This window comes from Streptomyces sp. NBC_01260, from assembly GCF_036226405.1.
Taxonomy (GTDB): domain Bacteria; phylum Actinomycetota; class Actinomycetes; order Streptomycetales; family Streptomycetaceae; genus Streptomyces; species Streptomyces laculatispora.
This window is the reverse complement of sequence record NZ_CP108464.1, coordinates 6,664,598-6,683,180: the sequence shown is the minus strand read 5'-3', so window position 1 is coordinate 6,683,180 and position 18,583 is coordinate 6,664,598. Positions and strand designations below refer to the sequence as shown.

Sequence of the window (18,583 nt, the reverse complement as noted above, 5' to 3'; positions counted from 1 at the left end):
CGAACGAGGCGGTGCGCGGAATTCCGGTGGGGCCGTTCAGCCGGCGTACGGGTCGGGCACGTCTCCCGGCCGGGCCAGGAAGGCGAAGTCGCAGCCGGTGTCGGCCTGGGTGATCTGGTCCTGGTAGAGCGCGCCGTAACCGCGCTCGTACCGGTTGGCCGGCGGCGCCCACCCGGCCCTGCGCCGCGACAACTCCTCCTCGCTGACGTCGAGATGGAGCAGGCGCGCCTCGACGTCCAGGGTGATCAGGTCACCGCTGCGGACGAGGGCGAGGGGCCCGCCGACATAGGACTCGGGTGCGATGTGCAGCACGCAGGCCCCGTAACTGGTGCCGCTCATCCGGGCGTCGGAGAGCCGCACCATGTCCCGTACGCCCTGCTTCAGCAGGTAGTCGGGGATCGGCAGCATGCCGTACTCGGGCATACCCGGGCCGCCCTTGGGTCCGGCGTTGCGGAGCACCAGCACATGGTCCGGAGTGAGGGCCAGGGCCGGGTCGTTGATGGTGCGCTGCATCTCCTGGTAGTCGTCGAAGACGACCGCGGGACCGGTGTGGCGCAGCAGGTGGGGTTCGGCGGCGATGTGCTTGATGACCGCGCCGTCCGGGCAGAGGTTGCCGCGCAGCACCGCCACGCCGCCCTCGTCGGCGAGGGGGTTGTCGCGTTCCCGGATGACGTCGCTGTTGTGCACCAGCGCGCCGTCGAGCTGTGCGCGCAGGGTGTCGTGCGTGACCGTGGGCCGGTCCAGGTGGAGTACGTCGGTGAGCCGGGCCAGGAAGCCGGGCAGCCCGCCGGCGAAGTGGAAGTCCTCCATGAGGTACTTCCCGCCGGGCCGCAGATTGGCCAGCACCGGAACGGTGCGGGCGATGCGGTCGAAGTCGTCGAGGGTGAGCGTGATCCCGGAGCGGCCCGCCATCGCGATGAGGTGGATGACGGCGTTGGTGGAACCGCCGAGCGCGAGGACGGTGGCGACGGCGTCCTCGTACGCGTCCGCCGTGAGGATCTCCGACAACTTCCTCTGCTGCCACACCAGTTCGACGATCGCGAGTCCGGACCGCGCGGCCATCCGGTCGTGGCCCGAGTCGACGGCCGGGATGGAGGAGGCGCCGGGGACGGTGACGCCGAGCGCCTCGGCCGCGGCCGTCAGGGTGGAGGCGGTGCCCATCGTCATGCAGTGGCCGGGCGAGCGGGCGAGCCCGTTCTCCAGTTCGGCCATCTCGCAGTCGCCGATGAGTCCGGCCCGCTTGTCGTCCCAGTACTTCCACATGTCGGTGCCGGAGCCGAGGACTTCATTGCGCCAGTGCCCCGGCAGCATCGGCCCGGCCGGTACGAAGACGGCCGGCAGATCGGCGGAGGCGGCGCCCATCAGCAGCGCGGGCGTCGACTTGTCGCAGCCGCCCAGCAGCACCGCACCGTCGACGGGGTAGGAGCGCAGCAGCTCCTCCGTCTCCATCGCCAGCATGTTGCGGTAGAGCATCGGGGTCGGCTTCTGGAACGTCTCCGAGAGGGTGGAGACCGGGAATTCGAGCGGGAAGCCGCCCGCCTGCCAGACCCCCCGCTTGACCGCCTGGGCGCGCTCGCGCAGGTGGACGTGGCAGGGGTTGATGTCGGACCAGGTGTTGAGGATCGCGATGACCGGCTTGCCGAGGTGCTCCTCGGGGAGGTAGCCGAGCTGGCGGGTGCGGGCGCGGTGGCTGAAGGAGCGGAGCCCGTCCGTGCCGTACCACTGGTGGCTGCGCAGTTCCTCGGAGCTGACGCGGCCGGCCCCGGGGGTCATATGGACCACCCCGCGACCTGGTCGGCGACCTCGGCGCGCTGCGGCTCGGGCAGCACCCGGCTGGGCGGGCGTACATCGCGGCCGCACAGGCCGAGCGAGGCCAGGGCCTCCTTGACGACCGTCACGTTGTCGGCGGACTGCCGGTCGGCGCGCAGTTCCTCGAAGCGGCGGATCCGCTCCCAGACCTTCATGGCGGCCCGTTGGTCGCCGGCCCGCAGCGCCTCCAGCATGGCCAGCGAGACACCGGGGGCGACATTGACCAGGCCGGAGGTGAATCCGGTGGCGCCCGCGGAGAAGTAGGAGGGGGCGTACAGCTCGGCGAGGCCGGCGATCCAGACGAACCGGTCGAGACCCGCGTCCCGGGCGAAGGCGGCGAAGCGGGCGGCGTCCGGGACGGCGTACTTGACGCCGATGACGTTGGGGCAGCCGTCGGCGAGCGTGGCCAGGCACTCCCCGTCCAGGTGCGGGTTGCGGATGTAGGGCACGACGCCGAGTCCGGGGACGGCCTCCGCGATGGCCCGGTGGTAGTCGATCCAGCCGTCCTGCGAGACGTACGGGTGGACGGGCTGGTGCACCATCACCATCCCGGCCCCGGCGTCCCGGGCGTGCTCGGCCGCGGCGACGGCGGTCGGCACGTCGTGCCCGACCCCGACCAGGATCGCGGCACGGCCGCCCGCCTCGTCGATGGTCAGCTCGGTGACGGTGCGCCGCTCCTCGGGGGTGAGCGCGTAGAACTCGCCGGTGTTGCCGTTCGGGGTGAGGATGCGTACGCCGCCGTCGAGCAGCCTGCGCAGCAGGGCGCGGTGCGCCGCCGTGTCGATGGTGCCGTCCGCGGCGAACGGGGTCACCGGGATCGCCACGACGTCCGCGAGGGCCGCCTTCAGCGGTGTGAGGTCCATGCGGACAGGCCTTTCGTCGGTGTGCTGGTGGTTCACGCCGCGCCGCCCCCGTCTTCGTCGTCGGGGAACGCGCGGCGGACGAACGACGCGATGTGTTCGTGCAGGGCCCCGGCCGCGGCGTCCGCGTCGTCGGCGAGCGCGAGCCGCAGGATCTCCCGGTGCTCGGCCGCCTCCCGTTCCCAGGACGGGACGGTCGCCCAGGCGACGGTCGACACGAGGGCCGCCTGGTCGCGGACCTCGTCGAGCATCCGCGCCAGCAGGGGGTTGCCGCAGGGCAGGTAGAGCGCCCGGTGGAAGTCCCGGTTGGCGAGCGACCTGTCCGCCTTGTCGCCGGCCGAGTCGGCCCGCTCCAGGGCCTCCTGGGCCGCGTCGAGCGAGGCCTTGCGGGAGATGGAGCGGCGCAGCGCCTCCGGTTCGAGCAGCAGCCGCACGTCGTACACCTCCCTGGCCATCGTCGCGTCGACCAGCCGCACGATCGCGCCCTTGTACTGGCTCATGACGACGAGCCCGGTACCGGCGAGGGTCTTGAGCGCCTCACGGACGGGGGTCTTGGAGACCCCGAACTGTGCGGCGAGCTCGGTCTCGACGAGCGCCTGCCCTGGTCTCAGCTGCGCCGTGAGGATCGCGTGCTTGATCGCCTCCAGCACGTACTGGGTGCGGGACGGAATCGGGGTGGGCGCAAAGGTCATGGGTGAAGGGCTCTCGCATCTCGCGTATCGCGTCTCATATATGACGTACGAAGTACGACGCGATGAAGCTAGAGGCGCCATGAATGTTTCGTCAACGCTTCTGGCAGAAGAACTTCGCCGGACTACGACGTGTGCCGTACACGGATCGCGGCACCGGGCCGCCCCGCCAGGCCGCCTACGGCATCTTCCCGATGCCCCGCGCGGGCCTTAGCGGCCAGCCTGACCGCACAACACACGTGCAGGTCAGGGAGGTTCGGTGGGCACGATGGCGGGGTCGGCGGCGGGGCGGGTACTGCGGGACCGGACGGCCGGGCTGTTCCTGGCAGCGGTCGTCGTCTCCGGGTTCGGCAGCTCGGCGATGTCGCTGGCGGCCGGGATCTGGGTCAAGTCGCTGACGGGTTCGGACAGTCTGGCGGCGCTCGCCCTGTTCACCGTCTGGATGCCGGTGCTCTTCGGGCCGGTCCTCGGGGCGGTGGCCGACCGGTTGCCCAGGAAGCCGTTGCTGGTCTGGTCGAACGTCGTGATGGCCCTGCTGCTGACCACCCTGACCACGGTGGACTCGGCAGGGCGGATCTGGCTCCTGTTCACGGTGCTGGCGCTGTACGGGACGAGCTTCGTGCTGATGGACCCGGCGGAGTCGGCGCTGGTCGCGGGGGCCGTGGACGCCCGGCTGCTGGGGGACTTCAACGGCCTGCGGATGATGGCGAACGAGGGCATGAAACTGGTGGCCCCGCTGACCGGCGCCGCGCTCTGCGCGCGCTTCGGCGGCGCCTCGGTGGCCCTGCTGGACGCGGTCTCCTTCGCGCTGGCCGCCGGGCTCTACGGACTGCTGCGGGTACGGCGGCCCGTCCCGGCGGTGGCCGAGGACGGGGCGGGCGGGTGGACCGCCGGGATGCGGCAGGTGTGGGGGTCGCCGCGCTTGCGTCCACTGGTGCTCGCCGGATCGGTCACGATGCTGTGCGCCGGGCTCAACGGGGCGACGCTGTACGCCGTCGTGGACGGGACACTCGGGCACTCCCCGGCGTACGCGGGTGTGCTCTCCGTGGCGCAGGGCGTCGGGTCCGTCGCGGTCGGGCTGCTGGCCGGACCGTTGCTGCGGCGGCTGCCGGAACGAGTGTTCACGGCGGCGGGAATCGCCCTGTTCGGGGTGGCGGTGGGTCTGCGGGCGGTGCCGTACGACACGGTGGCGCTGCTGGCGTGCGGCCTGATCGGGGCCGGGCTGCCGTGCGTGCTGATCGCCGCGATGACGGCGGTGCAGCGGGAGACCCCGGACGCGCTGCTCGGCCGCACGGCCGCGACCGCCAACACGCTGATGATGGCGCCCAACGCCGTGGCGCTGGCGCTCGGCGCGGGACTGGTCGCGCTGGTGGACGTCCAGGTGCTGCTGCCGCTGGTGGGCGCGGTGGCGCTGGCGGCCGCGGTGGCCCTGGTCACGGGCCGGCGAGGGGTGCTGACGCACACCGCCGCCGGCCCGCGTTCCTCATCGGCCGAGGCGTGAGAGCGCTTCGGCCACGGCTTCCAGGTCCGGGCCGGAGGCCAGGCCCGCGTGGTACAGCCGCAGTTGGTTCGCGCCGAGCGAGGCCGCGTGCCCGGCGTCGCGCTCCAGGGTGTCCGGGCTGCCGCCCATCCCCCGCACCACGGTGAGGTTGGCCGCGAGCACACCCTCGCGGCCGGCGAACGGGCCGAGCACGGCCTCGCGCGCCGCGTCGGCGCCGGTGCAGGGCAGCACCACGCCGTCCGCCACGGACAGGATGTGCTCCGGGTCCACGCCCACGTTCGCACCGGAGCGGTACGGCGCGGGGTCGGCGTGCAGCAGCACCTGGAACTCCGGCGCCGCGGCCGCCCGCACCGCGGCGACCACCGACTCCTGGAGCCCGCGGGCCACTGCGGCGCGCCACTGGAGGGTGGCGGCGGCGGGACCCGCGCCGAGGAGCTTCTCGACACCGGACCAGCCGGCCTCCGGGGAGCCCGCACCGGACCAGGCCGGCTCCAGCGCCCGGCGTACCGCCCGGCCCAGCTCATCGGCGTCCAGCCCCTGACCGGCGTACCCGGTCCGGCAGCCGGGGCAGAAGCAGAGCGACATCAGGTACTGCGCCGCGTCGCCGAGAGCGACGCCCGCGATCTTGTCGTGGGCGTGCAGATGCGCGAAGCCGTACCAGCCGCAGGACTCCAGCTCGGTGCCGTGCGTACCGCCGCGTACCGCCGCCTCCGCCGCCAGGTCCACCAGATGGGCGCGGACCGCGGGCTGCGCGATGCAGGGGGCCCACGGGTAGCGGTCGCCGTAGGCGTTGACCACGGAGGTGTCCGGGTGCTCGGCGCCCAGCCGGGAGTTGTGCGCGAGGACCACCCAGCTGTGCACCTGGAGACCCGCGCCGGCCAGGGCCTCGGCGGCCTCGGCGTAGGGATCGTCCGAGGCCACCCAGGACTGCGCGCGGGGACGCAGCGCGCGCCCCGCCCACCGTGCGGCGTCCGGCGGGTAGAGCACCGCGGCGTGCTCGGCCGTGACGATGCGGTGGCCCGGGTGGCGCGGGGTCAGCGCCCGGGTGGAGTGGTAGGCGGAGGCGAGCGTCACCTGCTGCACGCCGAGGTCGGCGACGCGGGCGGCCGCGTCCGGGTCCCCGACGACGTCCCAGGGGTACAGGAAGGCGGAGGTCCTCACCCGCGCTCCCCGGTGCCGCTGCCGCCGGGCTCGTCGCCGCTCCGCTCCAGCAGCGCGCGGCCGCTCGCGATGATCCCGGTCAGCTCCTCGATGTGCGCGGCCGGCGGCTCGGTGAGCGGGCTGCGCACCTCGCCCACCTCCAGGCCCTGGAGCCGGACGGCCGCCTTGACCAGCGAGACCGCGTAACCGCGGCCCTTGGCCCGCAGTTCGACGAGCGGCCGGTAGAAGTGGTCGAGCAGCGCGTTGACGAGGTCGTCGTCGCCGGCTTCGAGGGCCCGGTAGAAGGCCAGCGCGATATCGGGCGCGAAGGCGAAGACGGCGGAGGAGTAGAGCGTGACGCCGATGCCCCGGTAGGCGAGGCCGGTGAGCTCGGCGGTGGGCAGCCCGTTGAAGTACAGGAAGTCCCGGCCGGGCAGTCCGGTGCGGACGGCGCTGACGATCCGCTGCATCAGATCGAGGTCGCCGTAGCCGTCCTTGAGGCCGATGATCCCCGGCGTCCGCGCCAGGGCGAGAACGGTCTGCGGGGTGAAGACGGCGTTGTCGCGCTGGTAGACGATCGTCTCCAGGCCGGTGGCGGCGGCGAGTGCCGTGTAGTGGGCCAGCAGCCCCTCCTGGTCGGCCACGACCAGGTACGGAGGCATGGCGAGGAGCCCGTCCGCGCCCGCCTCCTCGGCGAGCTTCGCGAACTGGACCGCGAGGGCGGTGCCGTATCCGGCGCCCGCCACGACGGGCACCTGGCCTGCGGTCTCCTCGACCGCCGCGGCGACGACGAGCCGGAACTCCTCGGGCGTCAGGGCGTGGAACTCACCCGTGCCGCAGCAGGCGAAGACGGCCGCCGCACCGGCGTCGATGCCCTTGCGCACATGCGCGCGGAAGGCATCGAGGTCGACGGAGCCGTCGGGTCCGTAGGCGGTGACGGGGAAGAAGAGCGGCCCGGCGACAGCGGTGAGTCGGGCGGCGAGTGGGGCTGAGGTCACGGGCGCTCCCTGAGCAGGTTCAGGCGTACACAATTCTGATCGACGTCCATATTTATGAACGCCCTCACGCTAAAGCAGCCCCTCGGCGCAGGTCAAGACGAGTACCCGCGACCCGTCGGTTCGCCGCGATCCGATCGAGGCGGAGTTCGGCACTCCCGGTGAGCCGCGCCCAAGCCGTGCGCGACACTTGACGCACCGGCGCATCACTTCTTAGCTTGTCCATGCATGTGAATGTCATCCATGGATTTGACGGGTTTCATGTACGTTCCGCACGTACGGCGCGACCGTTTCGCGCGTGCCCGCCGCGCGTAAGCACCGAGGAGATCCGCGTATGCCCGCTCCCCGCACCGTCCTGCTCACCGGCGCCGCCGGCGGCCTCGGCACCCTGATGCGCGGACTGCTGCCCGCCCACGGCTACGCGCTCCGGCTCTTCGACATGGTTCCCATCGAGGGCGAGCCGGACGCGATCACCGCCGACCTCGGCGACAAGGAGGCACTGCGCGAGGCCGTGCGGGGCGTCGACGCGATCATCCACCTTGCGGGCATCTCCCTGGAAGCCTCGTTCGACAAGATCCTCCGGGCGAACATCGAGGGCACGTACAACCTCTACGAGGCCGCTCTCGCGGAGGGCGTGCGGCGGATCGTCTTCGCCTCCTCCAACCACGCCGTCGGATTCACCCCCCGCCCCCTCCCCGGCGACCCGCTGATTCCGATCGGAACCCCGCGCCGGCCGGACACCTTCTACGGCCTCTCCAAGTCCTTCGGTGAGGATCTCGCCCAGCTCTACTGGGACCGGCACGGCCTGGAGACCGTCTCCGTGCGCATCGGTTCCTGCTTCCCGGAGCCGACATCCGTACGGATGCTCTCGGTCTGGATGAGCCCCGGCGACGGCGCCCGGCTCTTCGACGCCGCGCTCACCGCCGAGAACGTGGGGCACACCGTCATCCACGGCTCCTCCGACAACACCCGGCTGTGGTGGGACCTGACCTCGGCCCGCTCGCTCGGCTACGAGCCGAGGGACGACTCGGAGCCGTACGCGGCGAAGCTCATCGCCGAACAGGGCGAGCTCGACCCGGACAACCCGGACCACGCCCACCTCGGCGGCCACTTCTGCACCAACGCGCCGATCTGGCCGTACTGAGCGCGGAAAAAGGCCGCCCTCGCACCGGGCCGGGTCAGGCATGATGCGCTCATGGCGAGACCTTCCGGATTCCGGTACCAGCGGCACGGCGACGACAGCGTCACCCTCACCCACCACGGCCGCCCCGCGGGCACCCTGCGCGGCGGCCGGGCGGAGACGTTCCTGGCGGAGGTGGGGGCGGGCGACGCACAGCTGGTGATGGCCCGCTGGACCGGTGCGTACAAGCACGGCAACGAGCGCACCGCGCGCGACCACCCCAGAAACCGTTGACATGAGCTGACATGAGCTGACATACCCGGGTGGGGGCTGCGCTGCCGCCGTACGGGCGAAGCCGCCCAAAGGTAAGGGAACGGCAAAGCCGGGTCATTCGTTACCCCGTGCATGACCGCTATGACACCCGGCTCGAACATCCCTCTCTCCGCCCCCCGCGTGGCGGTGGACGTCGCCGCTCCGGTGCGGCTCGACGTGTCGGGCCTGCTGCTCACCGCCGACGGCAAGGTGCGCTCCGACGACGACTTCATCTTCTACAACCAGCCCGCGGGCCCCGGCGTGACCTACCGCTCCGGCGGCGGCAGCGCACCCGACGCGATCGTGGTCGACACCGCTGCCGTGCCGCCCGGCATCGAGAAGATCGTCGTCACCGCGAGCCCGGACGGAGCGGGTCAGACCTTCCAGGGCATCGAGCCCAGCGCCACCGTGCGCAACGCGGACGACGGCAGTGCGCTCGCCACCTTCACCCCGCCCCGGCTGGGCGCCGAGACCGCGCTCGTGGTCATCGAGATCTACCGGCGGGGCGGCGCCTGGAAGGCCCGCGCGGTCGGCCAGGGCTACGCCAACGGGCTGGCGGGCATCGCCACCGACTTCGGCGTCTCGGTCGAGGACGAGCCCGCGCCCGCCCCGGTGGCACCCCCGGTGACCGCCGCCGCCCCGGTGGACCCGCGGCTCTCCGCCCCTCCGGCGCCGGTCGCCCCGCCGGCCCCGCCCGTCGCCCCTCCGGCGCCCCCGGCCCCCGGCCGGATCAACCTGGACAAGGGCCGGGTCAGCCTGCAGAAGAACCAGACGGTGTCGCTGGTCAAGGGCGGCCGGCCACTGCTCTCCCAGGTCAAGATGGGCCTCGGCTGGGAGCCCGCGTTCCGGGGCAAGGACATCGACCTGGACGCGTCGGTGATCGCCTACGGCCCGAACCGCAACCACCTGGACAGCTGCTACTTCGGCAAGCTCTCCATCCTGAACGGCGCCATCAAGCACTCGGGCGACAACCTCACGGGCGAGGGCGCCGGGGACGACGAGGTGATCGTCGTCGATCTGGGCCGGATTCCGGCGGAGGCGACCGGTCTGGTCTTCACGGTCAACTCGTTCACCGGCCAGAAGTTCACCGAGGTGGCCAAGGCCTACTGCCGGCTGATCGACGCGGCCACCGGCGACGAGCTGGTCCGCTTCGACCTGACGGGCGCCGAGCCGCAGACCGGCGTGATCATGGCCAAGCTGATCAAGCAGTTCTCCGGCGAGTGGGAGATGACCGCGGTGGGCGACTTCGTGAAGTCGCGCACCGTCCGGGGCATGGTCAAGCCCGCCGCCCAGTCGCTCTAGGGCCCGGTCGCGCCGGCCACCGGCGCAACGGCTTCAGGGGCACCCGGCTGGTTGCGGGTGCCCCTGAAGGCCGTCTGCGAGAGGGATACGGCGGACACGTCGGACGCGGCGCGTGCTCGTCGCTTCTCTCAGAGCTTGGTCAGCTTGGAGTACGGGCTCAGGATCCTCCCCTGTCGCCCCGAGAAGTCGATGAGCACTGCGTCGTTGTCGCCCTCGACAGCAAGGACTCGGCCGAGTCCGAACTGGTCGTGCGACACCCTGTCGCCCACATCGAACAATTCGACCGGTGGGGCCGCCTGGGCCGGGCGGTTGAAGGGACTGGAAGGCAGGTGACGCCGGGATCCGGCTGACTGTTTCATTACCTTGAGTATGCGCCCTGGAAACGCCCGACGCCATGCCCGACCGCTCCTGGGGCCCCACTGATGCCGGATTCGTAATCAGGGATTCCGCCGCCGGCCGGCCTCCCACCCCGCTTCCGGCAAGGGCACCGCCCCGAAGCCCGGCGTCCGAAAGGCCCCGGCGGTGTGGCGGTTATCGCTTTTCGCGGGGCGTGCCCGCCGCGGCGCACCGGCCCGTGGCGACGGACCGCACCGGGCCGCCCCCGCAGGCCGGTGCCACGCCGCCACGTCCCGCTTCCGGGTGACACGGGCGCGACCCGACCCGGATCACTCGTACGAATTACTTCTCGTGCCGCGGCTGACGCTTCCAGGGGCCGGTGATGGCCAGCATGATCCCCGGCGTCTGGATGTTGGCGAACAGCGTCTTCCCGTCGGGCGAGAACGTGACTCCGGTGAACTCGCTGTACTCCGGGTCCTCCTCGGTCCCGGCGTTCAGCTCGTTGCGCGCGATGGGGTAGGTGCGGCCGCTCTCGGTGGCCCCGAACAGGTGCTGGACGCCCTCGCCGTCCTCGGCGATCACGAGGCCGCCGTACGGCGAGACGGTGATGTTGTCCGGGCCGTCGAAGGCACCGTCCACGGAGGGGTCGGCGTTGACGCCGAGAAGCACCTTCAGCGTCAGCGTGCGGCGCTTCGGGTCGTAGAACCAGACCTGGCCGTCGTGCTGGACCGGGCTCTCGCCGCGGGCGAACGAGGAGACGATGTAGGCACCGCCGTCGCCCCACCACATGCCTTCGAGCTTGCGGGCCCGGGTGACGTCCTTGTCGCCGAACTGCTTGCGCACCGAGACGGTCCTGGCGTCACGGTCGGGGACGTCGACCCAGTCCACGCCGTAGACCGTGCCGATCTTCGTGGCGCGCGAGAGGTCGTCGACGAACTTGCCGCTCCGGTCGAAGCACTTGGTGGCCTGGAGGACACCGGCGTCGGCGGCGAGCGTGCGCAGCTTGCCGCGGCCGTGCCTGAAGCCGTGCGGCGGAACCCAGCGGTAGAGCAGTCCGTTGGGGCCGGACGCGTCCTCGGTGAGGTAGGCGTGGCCCTGCTTGGGGTCGATGACGACGGCCTCGTGGGCGTACCGGCCGAACGCCTTGATCGGGCGCGGGTCGCGGTTGGCGCGCTTGTCGTACGGGTCGACCTCGAAGACGTAGCCGTGGTCCTTGAGCAGGCCGTTCTTGCCGGCCTTGTCCTCGGTCTCCTCGCAGGTGAGCCAGGTGCCCCACGGGGTGGCGCCACCGGCGCAGTTGGTGGAGGTGCCGGCGATGCCGACCCATTCGGCGGTGCGGCCGTCGCGGCGGGTCTCCACGACGGTGCAGCCGCCGCCCGCGACCGCGTCGTAGACGAGACCGTCGGTGAGCGGGACCGGGTGCTCCCAGTCGGCGCGGACGCCGGCCAGCTCGTGGTTGTTCACCAGCAGGGTGACGCCGCGCGCGCCCTCGAAGGCGGCCGTGCCGTCGTGGTTGGAGGGGGTGTACTCGCCGGTCTCCAGCTTGGTGACACCGCTGTGGGTGATGATCTTGTACGAGAATCCGGCGGGCAGCGCGAGTATGCCCTTCGGGTCGGGGAGCAGTGCCCCGTAGCCGGGCTCGTGGCTGTGACCGTGGCCGTGTCCGTCGTGACCGTGGCCGTGGTCGTCGTGGCCGTGCTTCGAGTCCCCGGCGGCGAGGGCGCCGGGCGCGGTGGCCAGCGCGGCGACGGTTCCGGTGAGGGCGATGCCGGCACCGGTGAGGGCGGACTGTCTGGTGAATTCCCTGCGCGTGAAGGCCATCACGTACTCCTGGTGCAGCTGGGGCGATTGTTGGCGGGATCACCGTCCCGCGCCGGCGCCAACACCAGTTGAACTGAGGACGACTTCCAGGGAATGCGTTCCGTGAACATCACCGGCGGCGGGGCGGCCCCGCCCCGCCGCCCGTCCCCGCCCGTCTCAGCGGGCCGAGCCGCTCCGCGACCGGGCCTTGAAGGCGGCCTTGCGGGCGTCCTTCGCCAGCTTCTTGTCGCTGTGCAGCCGGCCCATCGCCTCAAGGACATCCGCCGTCGCCGGGTGGTCCACCCGCCACACCTCGTCGAAGAAGCCGCTGTGCTGGCCGGACAGCCCCTCGACCAGGCCCTGGAGCTCGTCCAGATCGCCGTCCGCCTCCAGCTGCGCCGCGATCGTGTCGACGGCGAGCCAGAAGATCATCGGCTCCGGGGGCGCGGGCACGTCGGCGGCGCCCAGCTCCGCGAGCCAGACCCGGGCGAGGCCGCCCAGCTCCGCGTCGTCGAGCACGGCGCGCACGGCGGGCTCCGCCTCCGCGCCGACCAGGGCGAGCGCCTGCTGGCAGTGCAGGCGGCGCAGCGGTGCCTGCGGGTCCTCGCCGCGGGCCGCGTCCAGGAGCTCGGCGGCGGCACCGCCGGCGCCGCGCCGGGCGAGCCACAGCTCGACCTCGCTGCGGGCCGCGTCCTCGGGGTAGTACGCGATACCGCCGAGGAGCGCGTCGGCGCTCTTGTCGACGAGGTCCCCGATCGCCGGGGCCTCCACACCCGCGTCCAGCATCCTGGCCCGGATGCCGTACAGGCCGAGCGGGGTCAGCTTCACCATCCCGTACCGGGTGACGTCGTCGTCGTCGGCGGGCGGGGTGGCGTCCTCGCCCTCCTCGGCCAGCAGCGCCTCGTCCACCGGCTGGTACTCGACGATGCCGATGGGCTCCAGCACCCGGAACTGGTCGTCGAGGCGCATCATCGCGTCCGACACCTGCTCCAGGATGTCGTCGGTGGGCTCGCCCATGTCGTCGGGCACGATCATCGACGCGGCGAGTGCGGGCAGCGGTACGGGCGCGTCGCCCGCGGCGCTGTCGGAGACCGTGAGCAGGTAGAGGTTGCCGAGCACGCCGTCGAGGAACTCGGCCTCGGTCTCCGGGTCCCAGTCCAGGGCGTCGAAGTCGATCGACCCGTCCTCGCCGACGAGGTCGGCGAAGTCGTCGAAGAAGGGGGCGGTGGCATCGGCGTGGGCGGCCTCCAGGCCGTCGAGCCAGATCGCCAGGACGTCCTGCGGTGATCCGCCGGTCAGCAGCGCCAGGTTCTCGCCCGCGGTGACGGTGCCCTCCGCCTCCTCGCCCTGGCCGTCCTCCGTACCCGAGTCCGCCTCTTCGTCCGCCGGGTCCTCGACCTCGACGAGCCCGGTGTCGACGGCGAGCCGCCAGGCCTCGCTGGCCTCCGCCGCACCGTCCTCGTCCGCGGTGAGGCCGAGGTGCGCGGCCGCCGCGGGCAGCTGCGCTTCGACGAGCTCGCCGCCGGCGCCCACCCTGGTGCCGGGCCCGGCCCAGCGGGCGAGCCGGACGGCGCGGGCGAGCAGCGGCGCGGCAAGCGCGTCCCGTGCCAGCTCGGCCTCGGTGTGCAGCCGTACCGGCGGCAGGGTGGGGCGCTCTGCGGACATCAGGGGGTTCTCCTAGCAACGTACGGGGCGTACGCGTCGCCGGGGCCATGGCTCCGGGCGCGTACGGGGACAGGCGGCCCAAGCGTAGACGTATTTCGTCCCACGCCGCCCGGTACCCGGGCAGGTCCGCCGCGGCCCGCCCGCGGAGCCCCGGCAACCGGCGCACGGACCTGCACGATTACCGCCCCTGGCCCCCCGGCCGCAGACTGAGCGCGGGGGTGTAGCGGTGCACTCCGCCGCCGGTCACCCCGGGGTAGGTCTGCACCCGCTCCCACTGCGGTGTCCGCGACCCGACCCCGTCCCCGGGTCCGGCCAGCGCGTCGGCATGGGCCTGTGTGCTCACCCATTCCGCGTAATTGAGCACCCGGGTTCCGTCGGTGCTCACATGGAAGTGCGCGCCGATACCGCCCGGTGCGGGCGCCGGGTCCGTCCCCAGCGCCTCGAACACACCGTCGACCCAGTCGCGTTGGCGGGCCTTGTCCGCTCCCTCGAACTCGACGTCGACGATCACGACGCACCCGGGCTCCCGCGCGTCCGGCCCGCCGAGCCGCGAGGACCGGTAGAGCTCGTACGTATGAATCCCGATTCGCTCGATCCCCGGCACGGCCGCGTCGATAGCGTCGTTGCGCGCGTCCCGGCCGCCGCGGACGAAGGCCAGGTGGCTCTCCTCGTCCTTCCACTGCGAGTAGTGGAGGAGCGTCTTCCCGTCCTCCCCCGCGTGGACGGTGTAGGAGAGCGGCCCCGGCTGCGGCCACTGGCGGCCTGCCCACGTGTCCCGGATGGCCTCGACGGCCTGCCGCTGCCGCTCCGGTGTGCCGACGTCCCAGGTGCTGACCTTGACGATCCCCGCGTCCGCTCGGGTGAAATCGGGCCGGGACACGAATTCGACGCTCATGACTGTTCCCCTCACCGGCGCTCCCCTGCGGTGCGCCTGTGACGGCCACCCTGTTACGTCAAGTGCGCTTGAGGTCAACTGCGGCCCGCGCTTTCGTCGTTAGGCTGACGAATCGGACAACGAACGGAGTACCTCATGTCGCTGCGGGTCGAGGTCATCACGCGCGAACAGCACCTGGCGTTTGTCGCGGGACGGGGTTCCGCGAGCCATATGCAGGTCCCCTCGTGGGGCGAGGTGAAGCCCGACTGGCGCGCGGAGAGCATCGGCTGGTCCGAGGCCGGGGAGATCGTCGGCGCCGCGCTGGTCCTGTACCGGCCGATCCCCCGGCTGAAGCGGTATCTGGCCTACCTGCCGGAGGGTCCGGTCATCCCGTGGCACGAGGGCGATCTGCGCCCCTGGCTGGATCCGCTGGTGGCCCATGTCAAGGCGCGGGGCGCGTTCACGCTGCGGATGGGCCCGCCCGTGATCGCCCGCCGCTGGGAGGCGCAGACCGTCAAGGACGCCATCGGGGATCCGGCCGCGCGCAGGCTGCGCGACGTCGAGCCGGACGTCAGCGAGCCGGGGGCCGCCGAGCTGGTGGCCCAGCTGCGCCGACTGGGCTGGCAGCAGGGCGAGGACGGGGGCACGGAGGGCTTCAGCGCCGGACAGCCCCGGTACGTCTTCCAGGTGCCGTTCGCCGGGCGGTCGCTGGAGGAGATCCGCGGCGGACTGAACCAGCAGTGGCGGCGCAACATCAAGAAAGCGGAGAAGGCAGGCGTCAAGGTGGTCGAGGGCGGCCACGACGACCTTCCGGCCTTCTACGAGCTGTACCGCGAGACGGCCGAACGCGACCGCTTCATCCCCCGCCCGCTCGGCTACTTCCAGCGCATGTGGACGGCGCTGCGCGCCGAGGATCCCGAGCGGATGCGGCTGTACCTCGCCCACCACGACGGGGAGGTCCTCTCCGCTGCGACGATGCTGACGGTCGGGACGCACGTCTGGTACTCCTACGGCGCCTCCACCAGCCGCAGGCGCGAGGTGCAGCCCAACAACGCGATCCAGTGGCGGATGATGAGCGACGCGCACGCGCGGGGCGCGGCCGTCTACGACCTGCGCGGCATCACCGACACCCTCGACGAGAGCAACCACCTGATGGGCCTGCTGCGCTTCAAGGCGGGCACCGGTGGCCTGGCCGCCGAGTACGTCGGTGAGTGGGACTACCCGGTCAACAAGCTGCTGCACAAGGCCTTCGGCCTGTACATGTCCCGCCGCTGACGTCCGGGGCCACCGTGCCGGGCCGGGCTTCGGCCGCAGCCCCTCACTCGGGCGGCGAGGTGCGCCAGCCCGTCATGTTGAACTCGTCGAGCAGTCGTACGTCGCTGCCCTCCAGCGGGAAGGTACGCGCCTCCAGACCGGGCGCCGGGGCGATCTCCAGCGCGTCGCCCTCGATCAGGTCGCCGCCGGTCGGGGTGGAGACCCAGACCAGGAGCGAGCGCATGGTCTTCCCGGGGGCCAGCATGACCTCTTCGGGGCCCTTGTCGTTGCCGAAGTACGACGAGCCCGGGTTCACCTTCACCGGCAGCGCGTCACCGTTCTCGTCGATGGCCTGGACGGAGGGGTAGCCGTCGACCCGGGTGGGCTTGCTGCCGCAGTTGGTCAGGGTGAGCCCGACGGCACGGTGGCCGAGGGCGGCCTCCACGGGGCCCATGGCCACGACGAGGCCCGAGTCCGGGCAGCCGGTGGCGGAGGGCGCCGGGGCCGGGCGGACGGGCGCCCCCGGACGCTCGGCGGGCCCGGAGGCGATGTCCAGGGGGGACGGCGTGCTCGCGCGCACCCCCGCGGATGCCGTGTGCGACGGGCTGGGGCCCGCCTCCCCCTCCCCCGCCGGCACGAGGAATCCCGCGCACCCGGACAGGGTGAGTGCTCCGGCCACGATCAGAACCGCCCGGACAGGTCCGCGTATCCCTGTCCTCCTCAGTGCCCGCATGCCCATGCATCCGCCCCCACGTCGGCCCGCCGCAATGTGCGGCCGATCATGCCAGAGCACGGAATTGTTGAGCGTTGCTTCAGCTTCGTCCGGAGAGGAACTAAGTGGACCTTCACGGTCCGGGGGCGGACACTTCGGACATGACGCCTCCTGCAGCATCCCGCCCGCGCCCCTTCGGCCGCGCCCTGTGCGCCCTGGTCACTCCGTTCACCGCCGACGGCGCCCTCGATCCGGACGCGGCCGCCGGGCACGCCGCGGCACTGGTCGCGGACGGCTGCGACGGCCTGGTGCTCAGCGGTACCACCGGCGAGTCCCCGACCACCTCGGACGCCGAGAAGGCCGCGTTGCTGCGCGCGGTGCGGGAAGCGGTGGGCGCGCAGGTGCCGGTGGTCGCGGGCGTCGGCAGCGCCGACACCCGGCACACCGTGGAGCTGGCCCGGCAGGCGGAACGAGCGGGCGCCGACGGCCTGCTGGTCGTGACCCCGTACTACAGCCGGCCGCCGCAGGCCGCCGTCGAGGCGCACTTCCTGCGGGTCGCCGAGTCCACCGGCCTCCCGCTGATGCTGTACGACATCCCCGGCCGCACCGGCACCCGCATCGAACCGGAGACGGTGCTGCGACTGGCCGAGCACCCGCGTGTCGTGGCGGTGAAGGACTGCTCGCAGGACCTGCTGGGCGCGACGAGGGTGATCGCCGCCACCGCGCTCGGGTACTACTCGGGCTGCGAGGAGCTGAATCTGCCGCTGTACGCGGTGGGCGGCGCGGGCTACGTCAGTACCGTCGCCAACGTGGCGCCCCGCCCGCTGCGGGCCGTGCTGGACGCGTTCGACGCCGGGGACACCGCCGGGGCGGCGCGGCTGAACGGGCTCCTGGCGCCGCTCGTCGGGCTGATGATGGCGTCCGGGCTGCCCGGCACGGTGACCGCGAAGGCGCTGCTGGACGCGGGCCCGGTCCGGGAACCGCTGCAGCCCGCCGGGCGCGAGGCGGCCGACGGGCTGCGAAGGGCGTACGAGGAACTGCTCGCCGTATGTTAGTCGTTGCTGTGCAGGACGTCGTTGAGGCCGTCCCAGACCGCGTTGTTCGGGCGGGCCTCGACGGTGCCGGTCACCGAGTTGCGGCGGAAGAGGATGTTCGAGGCGCCGGAGAGCTCGCGCGCCTTGACGACCTGACCGTCCGGCAGGGTGACCCGGGTACCGGCGGTGACGTACAGACCGGCCTCGACGACACACTCGTCGCCCAGCGCGATCCCGACACCGGCCTCCGCGCCGACCAGGCAGCGCTCGCCGATCACGATGCGCTCCTTGCCGCCGCCGGAGAGGGTGCCCATCGTGGACGCGCCGCCGCCGATGTCGGAGCCGTTGCCCACGACGACGCCCGCGGAGATGCGGCCCTCGACCATGGAGGTGCCGAGGGTGCCGGCGTTGAAGTTGACGAATCCCTCGTGCATGACGGTGGTGCCGGAGGCGAGGTGCGCGCCGAGCCGCACCCGGTCGGCGTCGGCGATCCGGACGCCCTTCGGTGCGACGTAGTCGGTCATGCGCGGGAACTTGTCGACCGAGGTGACCTGGAGGTGCAGGCCCTCGGCGCGGGCGTTCAGCCGCACCTTCTCCAGGTCGTCGACGGCGACCGGGCCGAGCGAGGTCCAGGCCACGTTGGTGAGGAAACCGAAGATGCCGTCCAGGTTCTGGCCGTGCGGCTGGACGAGGCGGTGCGAGAGCAGGTGCAGCCGCAGGTACACGTCGTGCGTATCGAGCGGCTTGTCGTCGAGCGAGGCGATGACCGTACGCACGGCGACGACCTCGACCCCGCGGCGGGCATCCACTCCGATGGCCTTGGCGGCGCCCTCACCGAGCAGGTTGACGGCACGGTCGGGGGTGAGCCGCTCGGTTCCGGCCGGGCCGGGCTCGGCGGTGAGCTCGGGGGCGGGGAACCAGGTGTCGAGAACGGAACCGTCGCCGGCGATGGTGGCGAGGCCGGCGGCCACGGCGCCGGAGGTACGGGTGGAAGTCGTGTCGGTCATGACCAGAAACCTAACCGGCCGGGGGCCGCCCCGGCGAACCGGTCTCAGCGTCCGGGCGTCGCGGCCCCCGGGCATCCGGGGGCCGGCCCGCGACCCGCGCGGACCGGCCCCGTCCCGGAGGACCGCCGTACGGGGAGCACCCCCGTGTCCCCCCGTACGGCGTCGGAGTCCCG

General features: G+C 72.4%; 17 protein-coding genes. 6 read left to right on the top strand and 11 right to left on the bottom strand.

The genetic code is table 11. From position 1 onward, the window contains the following. Window positions 1-36: 36 nt before the first annotated feature. Genes araD through OG322_RS29765 form a run of 3 tightly spaced genes read right to left on the bottom strand, consistent with a single transcriptional unit; the run spans window position 37 to window position 3,361 of the window. Entirely contained in the window at window positions 37-1,773 is a 1,737-nt protein-coding gene (araD, locus tag OG322_RS29775; protein ID WP_329307232.1) for an L-arabinonate dehydratase, read from the bottom strand. Then, the gene (locus OG322_RS29770) at window positions 1,770-2,672 is read right to left on the bottom strand and encodes a dihydrodipicolinate synthase family protein (protein ID WP_329307231.1); all 903 of its coding nucleotides are present in this window, start codon (window positions 2,670-2,672) and stop codon (window positions 1,770-1,772) included. The genes araD and OG322_RS29770 overlap by 4 nt, the downstream gene beginning before the upstream one ends. Before the next feature lie 32 nt (window positions 2,673-2,704). Next, a complete protein-coding gene (locus OG322_RS29765) occupies window positions 2,705-3,361 on the bottom strand; it encodes a GntR family transcriptional regulator (RefSeq protein ID WP_123469194.1) in 657 nt (218 codons plus the stop codon). Between the two features lie 265 nt (window positions 3,362-3,626). On the opposite strand from OG322_RS29765, the gene OG322_RS29760 reads away from it, so the two are divergent. Then, complete coding sequence (locus tag OG322_RS29760; protein WP_123469847.1) at window positions 3,627-4,859, top strand: MFS transporter; 1,233 nt, start codon at window positions 3,627-3,629, stop codon at window positions 4,857-4,859. On the opposite strand, the gene OG322_RS29755 is transcribed toward OG322_RS29760, so the two are convergent. Both OG322_RS29755 and OG322_RS29750 read right to left on the bottom strand, forming a co-directional pair. After that, window positions 4,842-6,020 carry a hypothetical protein gene (locus OG322_RS29755; RefSeq protein ID WP_124283781.1) on the bottom strand — a complete coding sequence of 393 codons (1,179 nt, stop codon included), beginning with the start codon at window positions 6,018-6,020 and terminating at the stop codon, window positions 4,842-4,844. The genes OG322_RS29760 and OG322_RS29755 overlap by 18 nt on opposite strands. Beyond that, window positions 6,017-6,997: a 5-dehydro-4-deoxyglucarate dehydratase gene (locus tag OG322_RS29750; protein WP_124283782.1), complete on the bottom strand. Its 981-nt coding sequence runs from the start codon at window positions 6,995-6,997 to the stop codon at window positions 6,017-6,019. Before OG322_RS29750 ends, OG322_RS29755 begins: the two co-directional genes overlap by 4 nt. A 331-nt stretch (window positions 6,998-7,328) precedes the next feature. Here OG322_RS29750 and OG322_RS29745 point away from each other — a divergent pair, with 331 nt between their 5' ends. The 3 genes from OG322_RS29745 (at window position 7,329) to OG322_RS29735 (ending at window position 9,728) form a co-directional block, all read left to right on the top strand. Then, window positions 7,329-8,138, top strand: coding sequence for an NAD-dependent epimerase/dehydratase family protein (locus OG322_RS29745; RefSeq protein WP_329307230.1), 810 nt, complete (start codon window positions 7,329-7,331; stop codon window positions 8,136-8,138). A 51-nt stretch (window positions 8,139-8,189) separates the two neighbouring features. Further along, on the top strand, window positions 8,190-8,408 hold the full coding sequence (locus OG322_RS29740; RefSeq protein WP_124283784.1) for a hypothetical protein: 219 nt from the start codon (window positions 8,190-8,192) through the stop codon (window positions 8,406-8,408). Between the two features lie 111 nt (window positions 8,409-8,519). Further along, window positions 8,520-9,728, top strand: a complete 1,209-nt coding sequence (locus tag OG322_RS29735) for a TerD family protein (RefSeq protein ID WP_329307229.1) — start codon at window positions 8,520-8,522, stop codon at window positions 9,726-9,728. 128 nt (window positions 9,729-9,856) lie between these two features. Here OG322_RS29735 and OG322_RS29730 read toward each other — a convergent pair whose 3' ends face one another. From OG322_RS29730 to OG322_RS29715, 4 genes are all read right to left on the bottom strand, one after another. Then, a complete protein-coding gene (locus OG322_RS29730) occupies window positions 9,857-10,087 on the bottom strand; it encodes a hypothetical protein (RefSeq protein ID WP_037711258.1) in 231 nt (76 codons plus the stop codon). Between the two features lie 319 nt (window positions 10,088-10,406). Further along, window positions 10,407-11,885, bottom strand: a complete 1,479-nt coding sequence (locus tag OG322_RS29725; RefSeq protein WP_329307228.1) for an alkaline phosphatase PhoX — start codon at window positions 11,883-11,885, stop codon at window positions 10,407-10,409. A gap of 156 nt (window positions 11,886-12,041) precedes the next feature. After that, window positions 12,042-13,529, bottom strand: coding sequence for a hypothetical protein (locus OG322_RS29720; protein ID WP_329307227.1), 1,488 nt, complete (start codon window positions 13,527-13,529; stop codon window positions 12,042-12,044). 178 nt (window positions 13,530-13,707) lie between these two features. Continuing rightward, complete coding sequence (locus tag OG322_RS29715) at window positions 13,708-14,424, bottom strand: antibiotic biosynthesis monooxygenase (RefSeq protein WP_123469208.1); 717 nt, start codon at window positions 14,422-14,424, stop codon at window positions 13,708-13,710. A 135-nt stretch (window positions 14,425-14,559) separates the two neighbouring features. Here OG322_RS29715 and OG322_RS29710 point away from each other — a divergent pair, with 135 nt between their 5' ends. After that, entirely contained in the window at window positions 14,560-15,678 is a 1,119-nt protein-coding gene (locus OG322_RS29710) for a lipid II:glycine glycyltransferase FemX (RefSeq protein WP_329307226.1), read from the top strand. Window positions 15,679-15,721: 43 nt separating this feature from the next. Here OG322_RS29710 and OG322_RS29705 read toward each other — a convergent pair whose 3' ends face one another. Beyond that, window positions 15,722-16,390, bottom strand: a complete 669-nt coding sequence (locus OG322_RS29705) for a DUF4232 domain-containing protein (protein ID WP_123469212.1) — start codon at window positions 16,388-16,390, stop codon at window positions 15,722-15,724. Window positions 16,391-16,530: 140 nt separating this feature from the next. On the opposite strand from OG322_RS29705, the gene dapA reads away from it, so the two are divergent. After that, window positions 16,531-17,424 carry a 4-hydroxy-tetrahydrodipicolinate synthase gene (gene dapA / locus OG322_RS29700; RefSeq protein ID WP_123469849.1) on the top strand — a complete coding sequence of 298 codons (894 nt, stop codon included), beginning with the start codon at window positions 16,531-16,533 and terminating at the stop codon, window positions 17,422-17,424. On the opposite strand, the gene dapD is transcribed toward dapA, so the two are convergent. Continuing rightward, complete coding sequence (dapD, locus tag OG322_RS29695) at window positions 17,421-18,410, bottom strand: 2,3,4,5-tetrahydropyridine-2,6-dicarboxylate N-succinyltransferase (protein WP_124283788.1); 990 nt, start codon at window positions 18,408-18,410, stop codon at window positions 17,421-17,423. The genes dapA and dapD overlap by 4 nt on opposite strands. Between the last annotated feature and the right edge of the window lie 173 nt (window positions 18,411-18,583).